Origin of the sequence: Nocardia rhamnosiphila NBRC 108938, from assembly GCF_000720425.1 — a bacterium.
Taxonomy (GTDB): domain Bacteria; phylum Actinomycetota; class Actinomycetes; order Mycobacteriales; family Mycobacteriaceae; genus Nocardia; species Nocardia rhamnosiphila.
The window spans coordinates 367542-380982 of the sequence record NZ_JOAJ01000008.1; the positions used below are offsets into that span (position 1 = coordinate 367542).

Below are 13441 nucleotides of genomic sequence, written 5' to 3' on the forward strand. Positions count from 1 at the left end.
CCGCGGCTCAGAGCGATTTCACCCAGTTGGACAGTAGCTGCGCCCCGGCGTCACCCGACTTCTCCGGGTGGAACTGCGTCGCCGAGAGCGCGCCGTTCTCCACCGCGGCCAGGAACCGGCCGGTGCCGTATTCGCACCAGGTCAGTCCGGGAGCGGCGAGGTGGTCGCTGGGCGGCAGCTCCCAGCTGCGGGCGGCGTAGGTGTGCACGAAATAGAAGCGGGTGGTGGGGTCCATACCTGCGAAAAGCACGCTGTCGGCCGGCGCGCTGACGGTATTCCAGCCCATATGCGGCAGCACCGGTGCGTCCAATTTGTCGACGGTGCCGGGCCATTCCCCGCATCCCTCGGTCTCCACGCCGAACTCGACACCACGGTCGAACAGGATCTGCATCCCCACACAGATGCCCAGCACCGGCCGCCCACCGGCCAGGCGCTGCCCGATGATCCGTTCCCCGCGCACCTCGCGCAGACCGGCCATACAGGCGGCGAAGGCACCGACACCGGGGACCACCAGACCGTCGGCGGCGAGCGCGGCCTCGGGGTCGGCGGTCACCTCCACCCGCGCGCCGGCCCGCACCAGCGCCCGCTCGGCCGAATGCAGATTCCCGGACCCATAATCCAACAAAACCACCGACGTCATAGCACTTCCTTCATAGGTAGTACATACGGTCCGCGGAGCCCGGAGCGGAGGCGAAGGGATCGCATCAGAGCGCTCCCTTCGTCGAGGGCACACCCTGGACGCGGGGATCGGGTTCCACGGCGGCGCGCAGCGCCCGGGCCACCGCCTTGTACTCGGCCTCGGTCACATGGTGTTGGTCGCGGCCGTAGAGCACCCGGACGTGCAACGCGATCCGGGCATTGAGAGCGATCGATTCGAACACGTGCCGGTTGAGCACCGTCGAATACGGTGCCCCGGGGTCGTTGCGGCCGCGGACCGGTGCGCCGGGGATGACCGCGTGCAGCAGATGGTCGGGTTCGCCGGTGTGCACACAGTAGGGCCGGCCCGAGACGTCCACGGCGGCGTGCGCCAGGGTCTCGTCCATCGGGATGTAGGCGTCGCCGAACCGGCGGATGCCCTTCTTGTCGCCGAGCGCCTGTCCGAGGGCCTGCCCGAAGACGATCGCGGTGTCCTCGACGGTGTGGTGGGCCTCGATCTCGATATCACCGTCGGCGCGCACGGTCAGATCGAAACTGGCGTGGGTGCCGAGCGCGGTGAGCATATGGTCGTAGAACGGGACCCCGGTGGCGATATCGGTCTTGCCGGTGCCGTCCAGGTTCAGTTCCACCAGGATGGCGGATTCCTTGGTGGTGCGCTCCACCCGCGCGGTTCGGTTCATACTCACTTCCGTCTCGGTGCTCAGCTGTGCGCTGTCGGTTCGGTGGCGGACAGTTTCGCGCTGACCCGCAAGAATTCGTCGTTCTCCGCGGCCAGCCCGATGGTGGCGCGCAGATAACCGCCGATCCCGACATCGCGGATGAGCACGCCTTCGTCCAGGTAGTGCTGCCAGGCGCGCGCGGCATCCGCGAACTTCCCGAACAGCAGGAAGTTGGCGTCGCTGGGGACCACCTCGTATCCCATATCGGTCAGCGCCCGGGCGACCCGGTCACGTTGCGCGGCCAGTTCGGCAACGCTCGCCAGTGTCTCGTCGGCATGGCGCAGCGCGGCCCGCGCCGCGGCCTGGGTGACCACCGACAGGTGATAGGGCAACCGCACCAGCAGCAGCGCGTCGATGACCGCGGGCGCGGCGACCAGATAGCCGAGGCGGCCGCCGGCGAACGCGAACGCCTTGCTCATCGTCCGGCTGACCACCAGTTTGGCGGGGTATCGGTCGATCAGGCCGACGGCGCTGGGCGCCGCGGAGAATTCCGCGTAGGCCTCGTCCACGATCACGATTCCGGGCGCGGCGTCGAGGATCCGGGCCAGATCCGCGGGCGCGATACTGTGCCCGGTCGGGTTGTTCGGGCTGGTCACGAAAACCACATCGGGCCGCCGTTCGGCGAGGGCGGCGAGGGCGGCGTCGATATCGATCGCGAAATCGGCGCCCCGCTTCGCCTCGACCCATTCGGTATCGATGCCCTCGGAGATGATCGGGTGCATCGAATACGAGGGCACGAAACCCAGTGCCCGCCGGCCGGGCCCGCCGAACGCCTGCAGCAGCTGCTGCAGGATCTCGTTGGACCCGTTGGCCGCCCACACATTGGCCGCGTCCACCGCGACCCCGGTCTGCCGGGTGAGGTAGGCGGCGAGATCGGCGCGCAGGGCCACCGCGTCGCGATCCGGGTAGCGGTGCAGGTCGGCGGCCGCGGCCCGGACCGCCTCGGCCACATCGTCGATCAGCGCGCGGCTCGGCGGATGCGGATTCTCGTTGGTGTTGAGCTGCACCGGCACGCTGAGTTGCGGTGCGCCGTAGGGGGATTTGCCGCGCAGGTTCTCCCGCAGCGGGAGCGCGTCGAGGCCGATGGCGGATCCGGGAATCGCGGTCGCGGTCGTCGCCGCGGCGTCGGGCGCGGTCACGACAGCGTCTCGAAACGCGCGCGGACGGCCTGACCGTGGGCGGGCAGGTCTTCGGCGTCGGCCAGCGCGACCACATGTCCGGCCACATCTTTCAGGGCCGTCTCGCTGTACTCCACCACGTGGATTCCGCGTAGGAAGGTCTGCACGCTGAGCCCCGACGAATGCCGGGCGCAACCGGCCGTGGGCAGCACGTGATTCGATCCGGCGCAGTAGTCGCCCAGACTGACCGGGGCGTAGGGGCCGACGAAGATCGCGCCCGCGCTGCGTACCCGGGCGGCCACGGCCGCGGCGTCGGTGGTCTGGATCTCGAGGTGTTCGGCGGCGTAGGCGTTGACCACCCGCAGGCCCTGCTCGATATCGTCGACCAGCACGGTGCCCGATTGTGTCCCGGTCAGCGCGGTGGTGACCCGCTCGGCGTGTTTCACCACGGTCAGCTGCGCGGTCAGCGCCGCGTCCACCGCATCGGCCAGTTCGGGGCTGTCGGTGACCAGCACACTGGCGGCGAGCACATCGTGTTCGGCCTGGCTGATCAGGTCGGCGGCCACATGGATCGGATCGGCGGTGGCGTCGGCCAGTACGGCGATCTCGGTGGGACCGGCCTCGGCGTCGATCCCGACCAGGCCGCGGCAGAGCCGTTTGGCGGCGGTCACGTAGATATTGCCGGGACCGGTGATCAGGTCGACCGGCAGCAGATCGGCGCCGTCGGTATCGGTGCCGCCGTAGGACAGCAGCGCCACCGCCTGCGCCCCGCCGACCGCCCATACCTCCTCGACGCCCAGCAGCCGGGCGGCGGCCAGGATGGTGGGGTGCGGGAGCCCGCCGAACTGCTGTTGCGGCGGCGAGGCCACCACCAGCGATTCCACTCCGGCGGCCTGGGCCGGGACCACGTTCATCACGACGCTGGACGGGTAGACCGCGTTACCGCCGGGCACGTACAGCCCGACCCGCTCCACCGGAACCCAGCGCTCGGTCACGGTCCCGCCCGGCACCACCTCGGTGGTGGTGTCGGTGCGCCGCTGATCCGCGTGCACCGCGCGGGTGCGGTCGATCGCGACCTCGAGCGCGGCGCGTACCGCTGGTTCCAGCTCGTCCAGGGCCGCGGCGAGCCGCTGCGCCGGGACACGCACGGAGTCCGGCGTGACACCGTCGAATTTCGCGCCGAATTCCAGCGCCGCCGCCGCGCCGCGGTCGCGGACGGCCTCCACCACGGGCCGCACCTGATGCAGTACCGAGTCCACATCGACACCACCGCGCGGTAGCGCGGTGCGCAGTTGCGCGGTCGTGGGAGTGCGACCGCGCAGATCCACGCGGGCGAGCTCGATACGGGATGTCATGGTGGTTTCGGTCCTCGTCTTCGGCCTGGTTACATCAGCACAGGGTGCCGTTCCAGCCTAACGGGCCGTTACTACCGAATAATTGTGTGGTCGGTGATCAGGAGATCCGCGTGTAGACGAAATCGAGCCAGTGCTCCCAGCTGCGCGGATCCAGTTCGGAGTCCGAGCGCTCCCAGGTGGCGCGGAATGTGGTCCCCGTCTCGTCCAGGTTCCCGGTGAACCGCTGGGAATGGCCGGGCGCATCGCGCCACACCCGCCACAGCGGTCCGTCGAAGGAACCCTGGTAGATCCGGTGCTCACCGAACTGGTCGTAGTGCAGGATGACGAGGCGCTCCTGATACAGGTCGTCGGCGCCGACCAGCCAGGTCCAGCTGACCCCGGGATCCGGGACCGTGTAGCGGACCGTCAGGAACCGTGCGTCGGGCATCCACTCGATCGCCGTATGCCCGGTGATATCGGGATACAGGCTCGTGGTCGTCTTCCATTCGCCGGTCATCCTGCCCATCGCGGACAGCGCGGACTCGGTCATCTACGCGTCTCCCATCGGTGGAGCGAACTCTGATGTTCAGCTACAGCGGCGACGCAGTTCCGCCACCCCCTCGCCCTCGAGTTCGTCGAGGACCACCGGACGGCCAACCATCGCCAACGCTAGCGCCTCGCCCCGGCCCCGCACCGCAGGACCGGACCCTTTGACCCAGTCGAAATCTGTCGCGGCGAACTGTAACCCCTTCGTATACCGCCCGGGACGGGCGAACGGGTCGGGCCAATCGAGCACGGCGCGCAACCGGTCGGCGGGGATGTCCCGGGTCCGGCCGAGCGGGCGGCGAATGTCCTGCTGGTGGACGAACAGATCGGCGAGACCGAGGCGGGGCCACCAGCGCGATACCGATCCGGGGGCCGCGGCGAATTCCGCCAGTAGCTGCGCCGGTGCCCGCTGCGTTCCGATGGCGGCCATCGCGTTGTTGACACCGTCGATGGAGAAGCGATTGCGTACCGTGATCCCGGCGTACTCGGCCAGGGAGATGCTGTCGTAGCGCAGATGGGCCACCAGTTCCCGCACCCGCCAGCCGGTGCACAGGGTCGGCGCATCCCACTCCGCCTCGGACAGCTCCCGCAGCAGGGCGGTCATCTCGGCGCGCTCGTCGGCGAGCATCCCCCGGATATCCATGTCGCACACCATAACCCGGCCGGTCTCCGGTACCCCGGAGCCGACCGGCCGTCAGCGGGTATCGCTGTCGATCAGCAGACTGCCGCCGGAGCTGATGATCCGCAGGGTCGGCGTACGGGTCTGGCCGCCGTAACTGAGGTTGTTCACCCGCATATCCACCGAACCGTCGGGGTTGTTGCCCTTGTACGCCTCGATCCGGCTGAAATTCTGCACGGTGCGGGTCGACCAGTACTGCTGGAACTCCTGCTGGCTGCCGTACACCTGCTGGGCGGCGGGGGTCAGCAGCGACCAGGACCCGGCGGGATCCAGATAGAACTGTTCGATCAACTGTCCGGCCTGCACCCATTCGACCGAGCCGGTGCTGGCCGTGGAACCGACCGTGGGACTGCTGGCGGCCGGGGTATCGGGGGAGTTCGAGACGGTGGCGCTGGTCGTGGTGTCCGCCTGTGCCGAACCGCTGTCACCCGAATCGGAGGAGTTGAAGAACAGCACCCCGCCGACGACCGCGGCCCCGGCGATACCGCCGATGACCACCGCGCGTTTGACTCCGCCGTTACCGCCCGATTTCCGCGCGACCGGCTGGGTGCTCGTGGGGGGATGGTTCGCCGGCCGGCGTGGCGGCCGTGACTCCTCCCCGTTGCGTCCCGCCGAGCGTGGTTCCGGCCGGCGCCGCGGCCGGGGCTCCTCGGCCGGGCCGCCGTAGCGGCCGGGGGCCGGCGATTCCATCGTGCTGACCGCGGCGCCGCCGTGGCCGTTGCCACCGTGGCCGTTGCGGTCGAAGGCTTCGCGCGCCGGTACGAAACCGCCGTGCTCGGCTGCCGCGTTCTCGAATCCGGCGAACCGGGACAGCGCTTCGCGGGCCTCGCGCATGGTCGGCCGGTCCCGTGGATCCGAGCTGAGCAGATCGAGCACGAAATCGGTGGCGGGACCCGCGTTCTGCGGTTCACTCACCTGGCCGTTGGCCGCCGCGTAGAGCACTTTGAGCGGATTACCGGACCCGAACGGCGGCTCACCCTCCAGCGCGTGGAAGAGCGTGGCGCCGAGTGCGAAAACGTCCGCGGCCGGGGTCGGATCGGCGCCGCGCGCCACCTCCGGCGCGAGATACGCGGCGGTTCCGCAGATCAGGCCGGTTTCGGTGAGCGTGACATCGCCGGTGGCCCGGGAGATACCGAAATCGGTGATCTTCACGGTGCCGTGATCGTCGAGCAGCACATTGCCGGGTTTCACATCGCGGTGCACGATGCCGGCCTGGTGCGCCGCGATGAGCGCCGAGGCCACCTGCTCGCCGATCCGGGCGACTTGCGGTAGGGGTAGCGGTCCCTGCGCCGACAGCACCTGCGCCAGGCTGCGGGATTTCATGTACTCCATCACCAGGCACGGATCGCCGCCGTGCTCGGTGATGTCGAAGACCACGATGGCATTCGGATGCTGGAACCGGGCCGCGTTGCGGGCCTCCCGGGTCGCTCGCTGCCGGAGCACATCGCGCTCCGCGGGCGGCAGACTGGGTTTGATGTGGATCTGCTTGATCGCCACCGACCGTTGCAGACGCTCGTCGACGGCACGCCAGACCACGCCTGTGCCGCCGCTACCAATCTGCTCGACCAGGCGGTAGTGATCCGCGATCAACTGACCGGTATCGATGGCGCCTACTCCGAACCTTCTCGAAATCGTGACATGCCGCGTCCTTGACCACTCACGCGTTCGGGACGAGTGTAGCGGGCACCTCGACCGCCCCAGTGGGTGATGTCACCTTAGCGGGCGGCCGCGGGTGGGTGCGCGCCGGCCGGAGGGTGGGCGTGGGCATCCGCCCGGGCGACCGGCGAACGCCGGGCTAACCGGTAACGCCGCCACCTCCGGTCCGGTTGCGCGTGGACTGCGGATGGGTTCTGTCCGGCCGTACCTACTAGGCTGTTCCGAGTGAGTCTTGTGCTGCTGCCCGCTGTCGATGTCGCCAATGGAGAGGCCGTCCGCCTGGTACAGGGCGCGGCGGGCAGCGAAACCAGTTACGGTTCGCCCCGCGATGCGGCTCTGGCGTGGCAGGAGGACGGCGCCGAATGGGTCCATCTGGTCGATCTGGACGCCGCGTTCGGCCGTGGCTCCAACCGTGAACTGCTCGCCCGGGTGGTCGGCGAACTCGATGTCGCGGTCGAACTGTCCGGCGGAATCCGCGACGACGAATCGCTGAAGGCCGCGATGGCCACCGGTTGCGCCCGGGTCAACCTCGGCACCGCCGCCCTCGAGGACCCGCAGTGGTGTGCACGGGCGATCGCGGAGTACGGCGAGCGGGTCGCGGTCGGGCTGGATGTGCAGAAGGTCGACGGGGAGTACCGGTTGCGCGGGCGCGGCTGGGTCAGCGACGGCGGCGACCTGTGGGAGGTGCTCGAACGCCTGGAACGCGACGGTTGCTCCCGGTATGTCGTCACCGATGTCACCAAGGACGGCACTCTCACCGGACCGAACCTGGACCTGCTGCGCGAGGTGTGCATGGCCACCGACGCGCCGGTGATCGCCTCCGGCGGGGTGTCCGCCCTGGCCGACCTCACCGCGATCGCCGACCTGGTGCCCGAGGGTGTGGAGGGAGCGATCGTGGGCAAGGCCCTGTACGCGGGCCGGTTCACCCTCCCCGAGGCGCTGGCCGCCGTCCGTTGAACCGCGACGACCGGGGGCCGAGACGATGACCGGAACAGAGAGCGAACTGGCCACTCTGCTGACCACCGCCGCCGAAATCCTCGACGGGGTGAGCGGCCGTTTTCTCGAGGGCCGGGGCGCACCCAGTGCGGTGGCCAAGGGGTCGCGGGATTTCGCGACCGAACTCGATCTGGAACTCGAACGGACCATTTCCGCCCGGCTCGTCGACCGGACCGGGATCGAGGTGCACGGCGAGGAGTTCGGCGGGCCCGCGCTCACCAGCGGTACCGCGTGGGTGCTGGATCCCATCGACGGCACCTTCAACTATTCGAACGGGCACCCGCTCACCGGCACGCTGCTGGCGCTGGTCCGCGACGGGGAGCCGGTACTGGGCCTGGCATGGTTCCCGCCGCTGGGCCGCCGATACGCGGCGGTCGCGGGCGGTCCGCTGTTGCTCGACGGTAAACCGCAGCCGCCGCTGGCCCCCGCCGTGCTCGACGAGGCGATGATCGGGTTCGGGGCCTTCAATATCGAATCCACCGGACGGGTGCCGGGCCTGTTCCGGCATCGGGTCCTCGGCACATTGAGTGCCCTGTCCTCGCGGGTGCGGATGCACGGGTCCACCGGTATCGACCTGGCCTTCACCGCCGAGGGCACGCTGGGCGGGGCGATCGTCTTCGGGCACCACCCGTGGGACAACGCGGCCGGTGCGCTCATGGTGCGGTGCGCGGGCGGTGTGGTCACCGATCTCGAGGGCGTGGACTGGACCATCGAATCCGGTTCGGTGCTGGCGGCCGCGCCGGGTGTGCACGCCGAGCTGCTGGATATGATCGCCGCGACCCGGGGCAGCGGGTACACCGCCGTCTCCGACCGGGTGGATACGGCCGGTCCGCGCGGCGAGGAGGAGAGATGAGGAATCCATGCTTGCTACTCGGGTGATTCCTTGCCTGGACGTCGATTCCGGGCGTGTGGTCAAGGGGGTGAACTTCCAGAACCTGCGGGATGCCGGTGACCCGGTCGAACTGGCGGCGGCCTACGACGCCCAGGGCGCCGACGAACTCACCTTCCTCGATGTCACCGCCTCCAGTGGCGACCGCGGCACCATGCTCGACGTGGTGACCCGCACCGCCGAACAGATCTTCATTCCGCTCACCGTCGGCGGCGGGGTCCGCACCGTCGAGGATGTGGACCGGCTGCTGCGCGCGGGAGCCGACAAGGTCTCGGTGAACACCGCCGCCATCGCGCGACCCGAGGTGCTGCACGAGATGTCGCAGCGATTCGGGTCGCAGTGCATCGTGCTGTCGGTGGACGCCCGGACCGTGCCCGACGGAGAGCCGGCCACCCCTTCGGGCTGGGAGGTCACCACACACGGCGGACGGCGCGGCACCGGAATCGACGCGGTCGAATGGGCGATTCGCGGCGCCGAACTCGGGGTGGGGGAGATCCTGCTCAATTCGATGGATGCCGACGGCACCAAGGCCGGTTTCGATCTGCGGATGATCGGCGCGGTGCGGGCGGCGGTCTCGATCCCGGTCATCGCCTCCGGTGGCGCCGGTGCGGTGGAGCATTTCGCCCCGGCCGTGCAGGCCGGTGCGGACGCCGTGCTCGCCGCGAGCGTGTTCCACTTCGGCGATCTGACCATCCCGCAGGTCAAGGACGCCATGCGGGCCGCGGATCTGGTGGTGCGGTGATGGACCAGATCCTCGATCCGGCGATCGCCGCCCGACTCGCGCGCAACGAGGCCGGGCTGGTGGCCGCTGTCGCGCAGGAACGCGGCACCGGCCAGGTGCTGATGATGGCCTGGATGGACGACCAGGCGCTGGCGCGCACCCTGGCCACCCGCCGTGCCACCTACTACTCACGGTCCCGGCAGCAGTACTGGGTGAAGGGCGAGACCTCCGGGCACACCCAGTACGTACACGAGGTGCGGCTGGACTGTGACGGCGACACCGTGCTGCTGATCGTCGACCAGGAGGGCGCGGCCTGCCATACCGGTACCCATACGTGCTTCGACACCGATGTACTGCTGGCCGGAGAGTAGGCCGGCGGGTCAGCGCCGCGAATCCGAGGCGGTGGGCCGACCGGACCCCAGTACCGTCCCCAGATGGGTGGTGAGGGTTTCGCCCAGGTCGGCCAGGGCCGCGGTCTGTTCGGCGTCCAGGCCCTCGAACACCAACCGGTGCACGACGTCCATATAGCCGGGCGCTGCTTCCACGACCTTCTGATGGCCCTCGTCGGTGAGCAGCGCCAGTACCCCGCGCCGCCCGGTGGCCGCCGTGCGGGTCGCCCACCCCATGCGCTCGAGCTTGGACACCACATGCGACAGCCTGGATAGCGATGAGTTAGCTCTCTGTGCGAGCTCGCTCATCTGCAGCCGCCGGTCCGGCGCCTCCGAGAGCAGGGTGAGCACCCAGTACTCGAAATGAGTGACACCGGATTCCCGCTGTAGGTCGGTGTCCAGAGCCCCCGGCAGACGGTTCAACAGTGCCACCACCGCGCGCCAGGCGCGTCCTTCGACCGGGTTCAGCCAATCCGTCACTTGTCCGCCTTCTCTCCACCCCGGCGACGATTGCGGCAGTGGTCGCTCGGCTATGGAGAGTTTGCCACGACTTCGCTCGGTCGTGTGGCATCTCGGAAACGAAGGTGAGTTCATTCACAGGGTCCACGCGGCCCCGCGGCGGATCAGGCGGCGGTGCGGCCGCGGAGGAACTCCAGCGCCTTGTCGGCGTGCACATTCGCGCGTAGTTCACTACTGATCACGGTCAGGATCCGGCGGTCGGTACCGATCACGAAGGTATGTCGCTTCACCGGCATCAGCTTGCCCAGCAGGCCGCGCTTGACTCCGTATTCCTCGGCGACCGTGCCGTCGGCGTCGGAGAGCAGCGGATATTCCAGCCGCTGCGCTCCCGCGAACCCGGCCTGCACGTCCACCGCGTCGGCACTGATCCCGGCGCAACCGGCGCCGAGCGCGGCGAATTCGGCGGTGAGATCACGGAAATGGCAGGCCTCGGCGGTGCATACCGGAGTGTTCGCGGCGGGGTAGAAGAACAGGACGAGTGGCCCGCCCGCCAGCAGGGAGTCCAGGGAGCGGAGCGTACCGCTCTGATCCGGGAGTTCGAACGAGGGCGCGAGCGAGCCGATCTTCATACCCGGACAGTACCTGTGACGGCGGGTCGCGCGGGGTGCGTCGTGACGCCTCGGAACGGAACTGGAATGATAGGGCAAATGCACGGCGCGCCCACTCCCGCGACTACCTCCCGCGAACGATTCCTCGAACTCGCCGCCGAACACCGGGTCGTTCCCGTGACCCGGAAGGTGCTGGCGGATTCGGAGACTCCGCTGTCGGCCTACCGCAAACTGGCCGGCGACCGCGCGGGCACTTTCCTGTTCGAATCCGCGGAGACCGGCCGATCGTGGTCGCGCTGGTCGTTCATCGGCGCGGGCAGCCCGTCCGCGCTCACCGTCGTGGACGGCGACGCCACCTGGCTCGGCACCACTCCGGCGGGTGCGCCCTCGGGCGGCGATCCGCTCGCGGCGCTGCACGAGACCCTGGAACTGCTGCGCACCGAACGGCTGCCCGGGCTGCCGCCGCTCACCGGCGGCATGGTCGGTTACCTCGGCTACGACGCGGTACGCCGGATGGAACGGCTGCCCGAGCACGCGCTCGACGATCTGCGACTGCCGGAGATGGTGCTGCTGCTGGCCACGGACCTGGCCGCGTTCGATCATCACGAGGGCGCGATCACCCTGATCGCCAATGCGGTGAACTGGGACGGCACCTCCGAGAACGTCGACGCGGCCTACGACGACGCCGTCGCCCGGCTCGACCGGATGACCGCCGCGCTCGGCGCGCCCGCCCCCTCCACGGTCTCGGTGTTCGATCAGCCCGAACCGCAGTTCCGGCGGGCCCGGACCCCGAACGAGTTCGGTGCCGGTGTGCGTCGCCTGGTCTCCGAGATCGAGGCCGGCGAGGCATTCCAGGTGGTGCTGTCGCAGCGCTTCGAGATGGATTACGGCGGCGCGCCGATCGATCTGTACCGGATGCTGCGCGCGGCCAACCCGAGCCCCTACATGTTCCTGCTGCACATTCCGGATGGGGACGGTAACACCGCGTTCTCCATCGTCGGGTCCAGCCCGGAGGCGCTGGTGGCGGTGCAGGACGGGGTCGCGACCACGCATCCGATCGCGGGGACCCGGTGGCGCGGCGCCACCGAGGAGGACGATCTGCTGCTCGAGAAAGGTCTGCTGGCCGACGAGAAGGAGAACGCCGAACATCTCATGCTGGTCGATCTCGGCCGTAACGATCTCGGCCGGGTGTGTGTCCCCGGGACGGTGCGGGTCACCGAATACCGGCACGTCGAGCGGTACAGCCATGTGATGCACCTGGTCTCCACGGTCACCGGGCGGCTCGCCCCGGGCAAGATCGCCCTGGACGCGGTGCGCGCGTGTTTCCCGGCGGGCACGCTCTCCGGGGCGCCCAAGGTCCGCGCGATGCAGTTGATCGAAGAACTCGAGCCCACCCGGCGCGGTGTGTACGGCGGGGTGGTCGGCTACCTCGATTTCGCCGGCGACGCCGATACCGCGATCGCCATCCGTACCGCGCTGCTCAAGGACGGGATCGCCTACGTGCAGGCCGGCGCCGGTGTGGTGGCCGACTCCGAGGCCGAGTACGAGGACACCGAATCCCGTAACAAGGCGATGGCCGTCCTGCGCGCGGTCGCCGCCGCCGGAACGGTGCGTGCCTTCGACGAGGGCACCGACGCCGACCCGCGCCGGGACGGGGATCGCGCATCCGCCGCCTCGGTGCCCGGCGGCGGCGTATGACGGCGCCCGGCGATCCGGCCGCCGGCCCCGGGTCCGGCGACACCCGCGGAGCCGCCCCGGGTGGTGCCGATTCCGGCGCGACCCGGCCGCGGTCCGTCGACTGGGGCGACGAGGAACTGCCCGCCGCCACGCCGGCCGGGCCCGCCCCGGGCAGCCGGTACCCGGTGCCCGCGATCGGGTTGCTCGCCGTGGCCGCGGCCGCGCTGTGGGGGTCCTCGCGACTGACCTGGGTCACCGTCACGTCGGCGGACGGGCTCACCGAGCCGCGCACCGACGCACTGAACGGCGGTGTCTGGTTCGGCGCGCTGACACCGCTGGCGCTGGTGCTGCTGGCCGCGATCGCGGCGGTCCTGGCGACCCGTGGGTGGGTGCGCCGGCTGGTGGGAGTTCTGGTGGCGTTGATCGCCGCGGTGACCGCCGTTCCGGCACTGGCCCTGATCACCGGGTCCGGGGCCACGGAGCAACGGGCGGCGGCGCTGGCCGAACTGCCCGGCCGGGCCCAGGTACAGGAGCTGGTGACGGCACCGGGTGCCGCCGTGCTCGCGCTGGCCGGGGCGGTGGCGGCGTTCGGCGCCGGACTGCTGCTGGCCCGGATGCCGGCCGGGGCGAAACAGCTCTCCGGCAAATATGACGCCCCCGCCACCCGCAAGGCCGCGGCGACGCGGGCGGTCCAGGAGGGTACGGCGGGCGGCCCGCTGCCGGAACGGGTGCTGTGGGACGCCCTCGATGCCGGTGCCGACCCGACCGATCCCGCGGACACGGAGCCGGCGGCGCCGGGCGACACACCGAACACGCGCGCTACCCATTCCGAGGCCTCGGGAAACATTCCCGAGGGGTCCGGAGACGGCGAGAACCGGCCGGGTACGGCCGGAAAAGCGGATTCGAAGGAATCCGGTGACGTCCCTTAGCAGGTCGGCCGGGGCGGTGTGACCCGCCCCCGGCGTCACGGCGTCGCGCGCTTCCATTTACTCT

The 13441-nt window shown here is 69.9% G+C and carries 15 protein-coding genes; 6 read left to right on the forward strand and 9 right to left on the reverse strand.

All coding sequences use genetic code 11. The annotated features are described in order from the left end of the window. Nucleotides 1-7: 7 nt before the first annotated feature. From hisH to IG75_RS0126155, 7 genes are all read right to left on the reverse strand, one after another. Nucleotides 8-640, reverse strand: a complete 633-nt coding sequence (gene hisH / locus IG75_RS0126125; RefSeq protein WP_030523770.1) for an imidazole glycerol phosphate synthase subunit HisH — start codon at nucleotides 638-640, stop codon at nucleotides 8-10. Between the two features lie 64 nt (nucleotides 641-704). Further along, on the reverse strand, nucleotides 705-1337 hold the full coding sequence (gene hisB / locus IG75_RS0126130; RefSeq protein WP_030523769.1) for an imidazoleglycerol-phosphate dehydratase HisB: 633 nt from the start codon (nucleotides 1335-1337) through the stop codon (nucleotides 705-707). Between the two features lie 20 nt (nucleotides 1338-1357). Beyond that, nucleotides 1358-2515 carry a histidinol-phosphate transaminase gene (locus IG75_RS0126135; RefSeq protein ID WP_036515163.1) on the reverse strand — a complete coding sequence of 386 codons (1158 nt, stop codon included), beginning with the start codon at nucleotides 2513-2515 and terminating at the stop codon, nucleotides 1358-1360. Further along, on the reverse strand, nucleotides 2512-3849 hold the full coding sequence (gene hisD / locus IG75_RS0126140; RefSeq protein WP_030523767.1) for a histidinol dehydrogenase: 1338 nt from the start codon (nucleotides 3847-3849) through the stop codon (nucleotides 2512-2514). The genes IG75_RS0126135 and hisD overlap by 4 nt, the downstream gene beginning before the upstream one ends. Before the next feature lie 97 nt (nucleotides 3850-3946). Beyond that, nucleotides 3947-4378 (reverse strand): hypothetical protein, encoded by a 432-nt coding sequence (locus IG75_RS0126145; RefSeq protein WP_030523766.1) that lies wholly within the window; start codon nucleotides 4376-4378, stop codon nucleotides 3947-3949. A gap of 36 nt (nucleotides 4379-4414) precedes the next feature. Beyond that, nucleotides 4415-5017, reverse strand: a complete 603-nt coding sequence (locus IG75_RS0126150; protein WP_030523765.1) for a maleylpyruvate isomerase family mycothiol-dependent enzyme — start codon at nucleotides 5015-5017, stop codon at nucleotides 4415-4417. A 51-nt stretch (nucleotides 5018-5068) separates the two neighbouring features. Beyond that, nucleotides 5069-6643 carry a serine/threonine-protein kinase gene (locus IG75_RS0126155; protein ID WP_030523764.1) on the reverse strand — a complete coding sequence of 525 codons (1575 nt, stop codon included), beginning with the start codon at nucleotides 6641-6643 and terminating at the stop codon, nucleotides 5069-5071. A 291-nt stretch (nucleotides 6644-6934) separates the two neighbouring features. Between IG75_RS0126155 and priA the strand changes: the two genes are divergently transcribed. The 4 genes from priA to hisI are packed head-to-tail and all read left to right on the forward strand — an operon-like array spanning nucleotide 6935 to nucleotide 9686. After that, nucleotides 6935-7666, forward strand: coding sequence for a bifunctional 1-(5-phosphoribosyl)-5-((5-phosphoribosylamino)methylideneamino)imidazole-4-carboxamide isomerase/phosphoribosylanthranilate isomerase PriA (gene priA, locus IG75_RS0126160; protein WP_030523763.1), 732 nt, complete (start codon nucleotides 6935-6937; stop codon nucleotides 7664-7666). A 25-nt stretch (nucleotides 7667-7691) separates the two neighbouring features. Beyond that, nucleotides 7692-8558 (forward strand): inositol monophosphatase family protein, encoded by an 867-nt coding sequence (locus IG75_RS0126165; protein ID WP_051714925.1) that lies wholly within the window; start codon nucleotides 7692-7694, stop codon nucleotides 8556-8558. A 7-nt stretch (nucleotides 8559-8565) separates the two neighbouring features. Further along, nucleotides 8566-9336, forward strand: coding sequence for an imidazole glycerol phosphate synthase subunit HisF (hisF, locus tag IG75_RS0126170; protein ID WP_030523761.1), 771 nt, complete (start codon nucleotides 8566-8568; stop codon nucleotides 9334-9336). Further along, nucleotides 9336-9686 (forward strand): phosphoribosyl-AMP cyclohydrolase, encoded by a 351-nt coding sequence (gene hisI, locus IG75_RS0126175; protein ID WP_030523760.1) that lies wholly within the window; start codon nucleotides 9336-9338, stop codon nucleotides 9684-9686. Before hisF ends, hisI begins: the two co-directional genes overlap by 1 nt. Nucleotides 9687-9695: 9 nt before the next feature. Here hisI and IG75_RS0126180 read toward each other — a convergent pair whose 3' ends face one another. Both IG75_RS0126180 and IG75_RS0126185 read right to left on the reverse strand, forming a co-directional pair. Beyond that, nucleotides 9696-10184 (reverse strand): MarR family winged helix-turn-helix transcriptional regulator, encoded by a 489-nt coding sequence (locus IG75_RS0126180; protein ID WP_030523759.1) that lies wholly within the window; start codon nucleotides 10182-10184, stop codon nucleotides 9696-9698. Nucleotides 10185-10327: 143 nt separating this feature from the next. Continuing rightward, nucleotides 10328-10792 (reverse strand): peroxiredoxin, encoded by a 465-nt coding sequence (locus tag IG75_RS0126185; RefSeq protein ID WP_030523758.1) that lies wholly within the window; start codon nucleotides 10790-10792, stop codon nucleotides 10328-10330. 78 nt (nucleotides 10793-10870) lie between these two features. On the opposite strand from IG75_RS0126185, the gene IG75_RS0126190 reads away from it, so the two are divergent. Further along, nucleotides 10871-12469, forward strand: a complete 1599-nt coding sequence (locus tag IG75_RS0126190; RefSeq protein WP_036515160.1) for an anthranilate synthase component I — start codon at nucleotides 10871-10873, stop codon at nucleotides 12467-12469. Beyond that, the gene (locus IG75_RS0126195; protein ID WP_081877114.1) at nucleotides 12466-13377 is read left to right on the forward strand and encodes a TIGR02234 family membrane protein; all 912 of its coding nucleotides are present in this window, start codon (nucleotides 12466-12468) and stop codon (nucleotides 13375-13377) included. The genes IG75_RS0126190 and IG75_RS0126195 overlap by 4 nt, the downstream gene beginning before the upstream one ends. Nucleotides 13378-13441 lie beyond the last annotated feature (64 nt).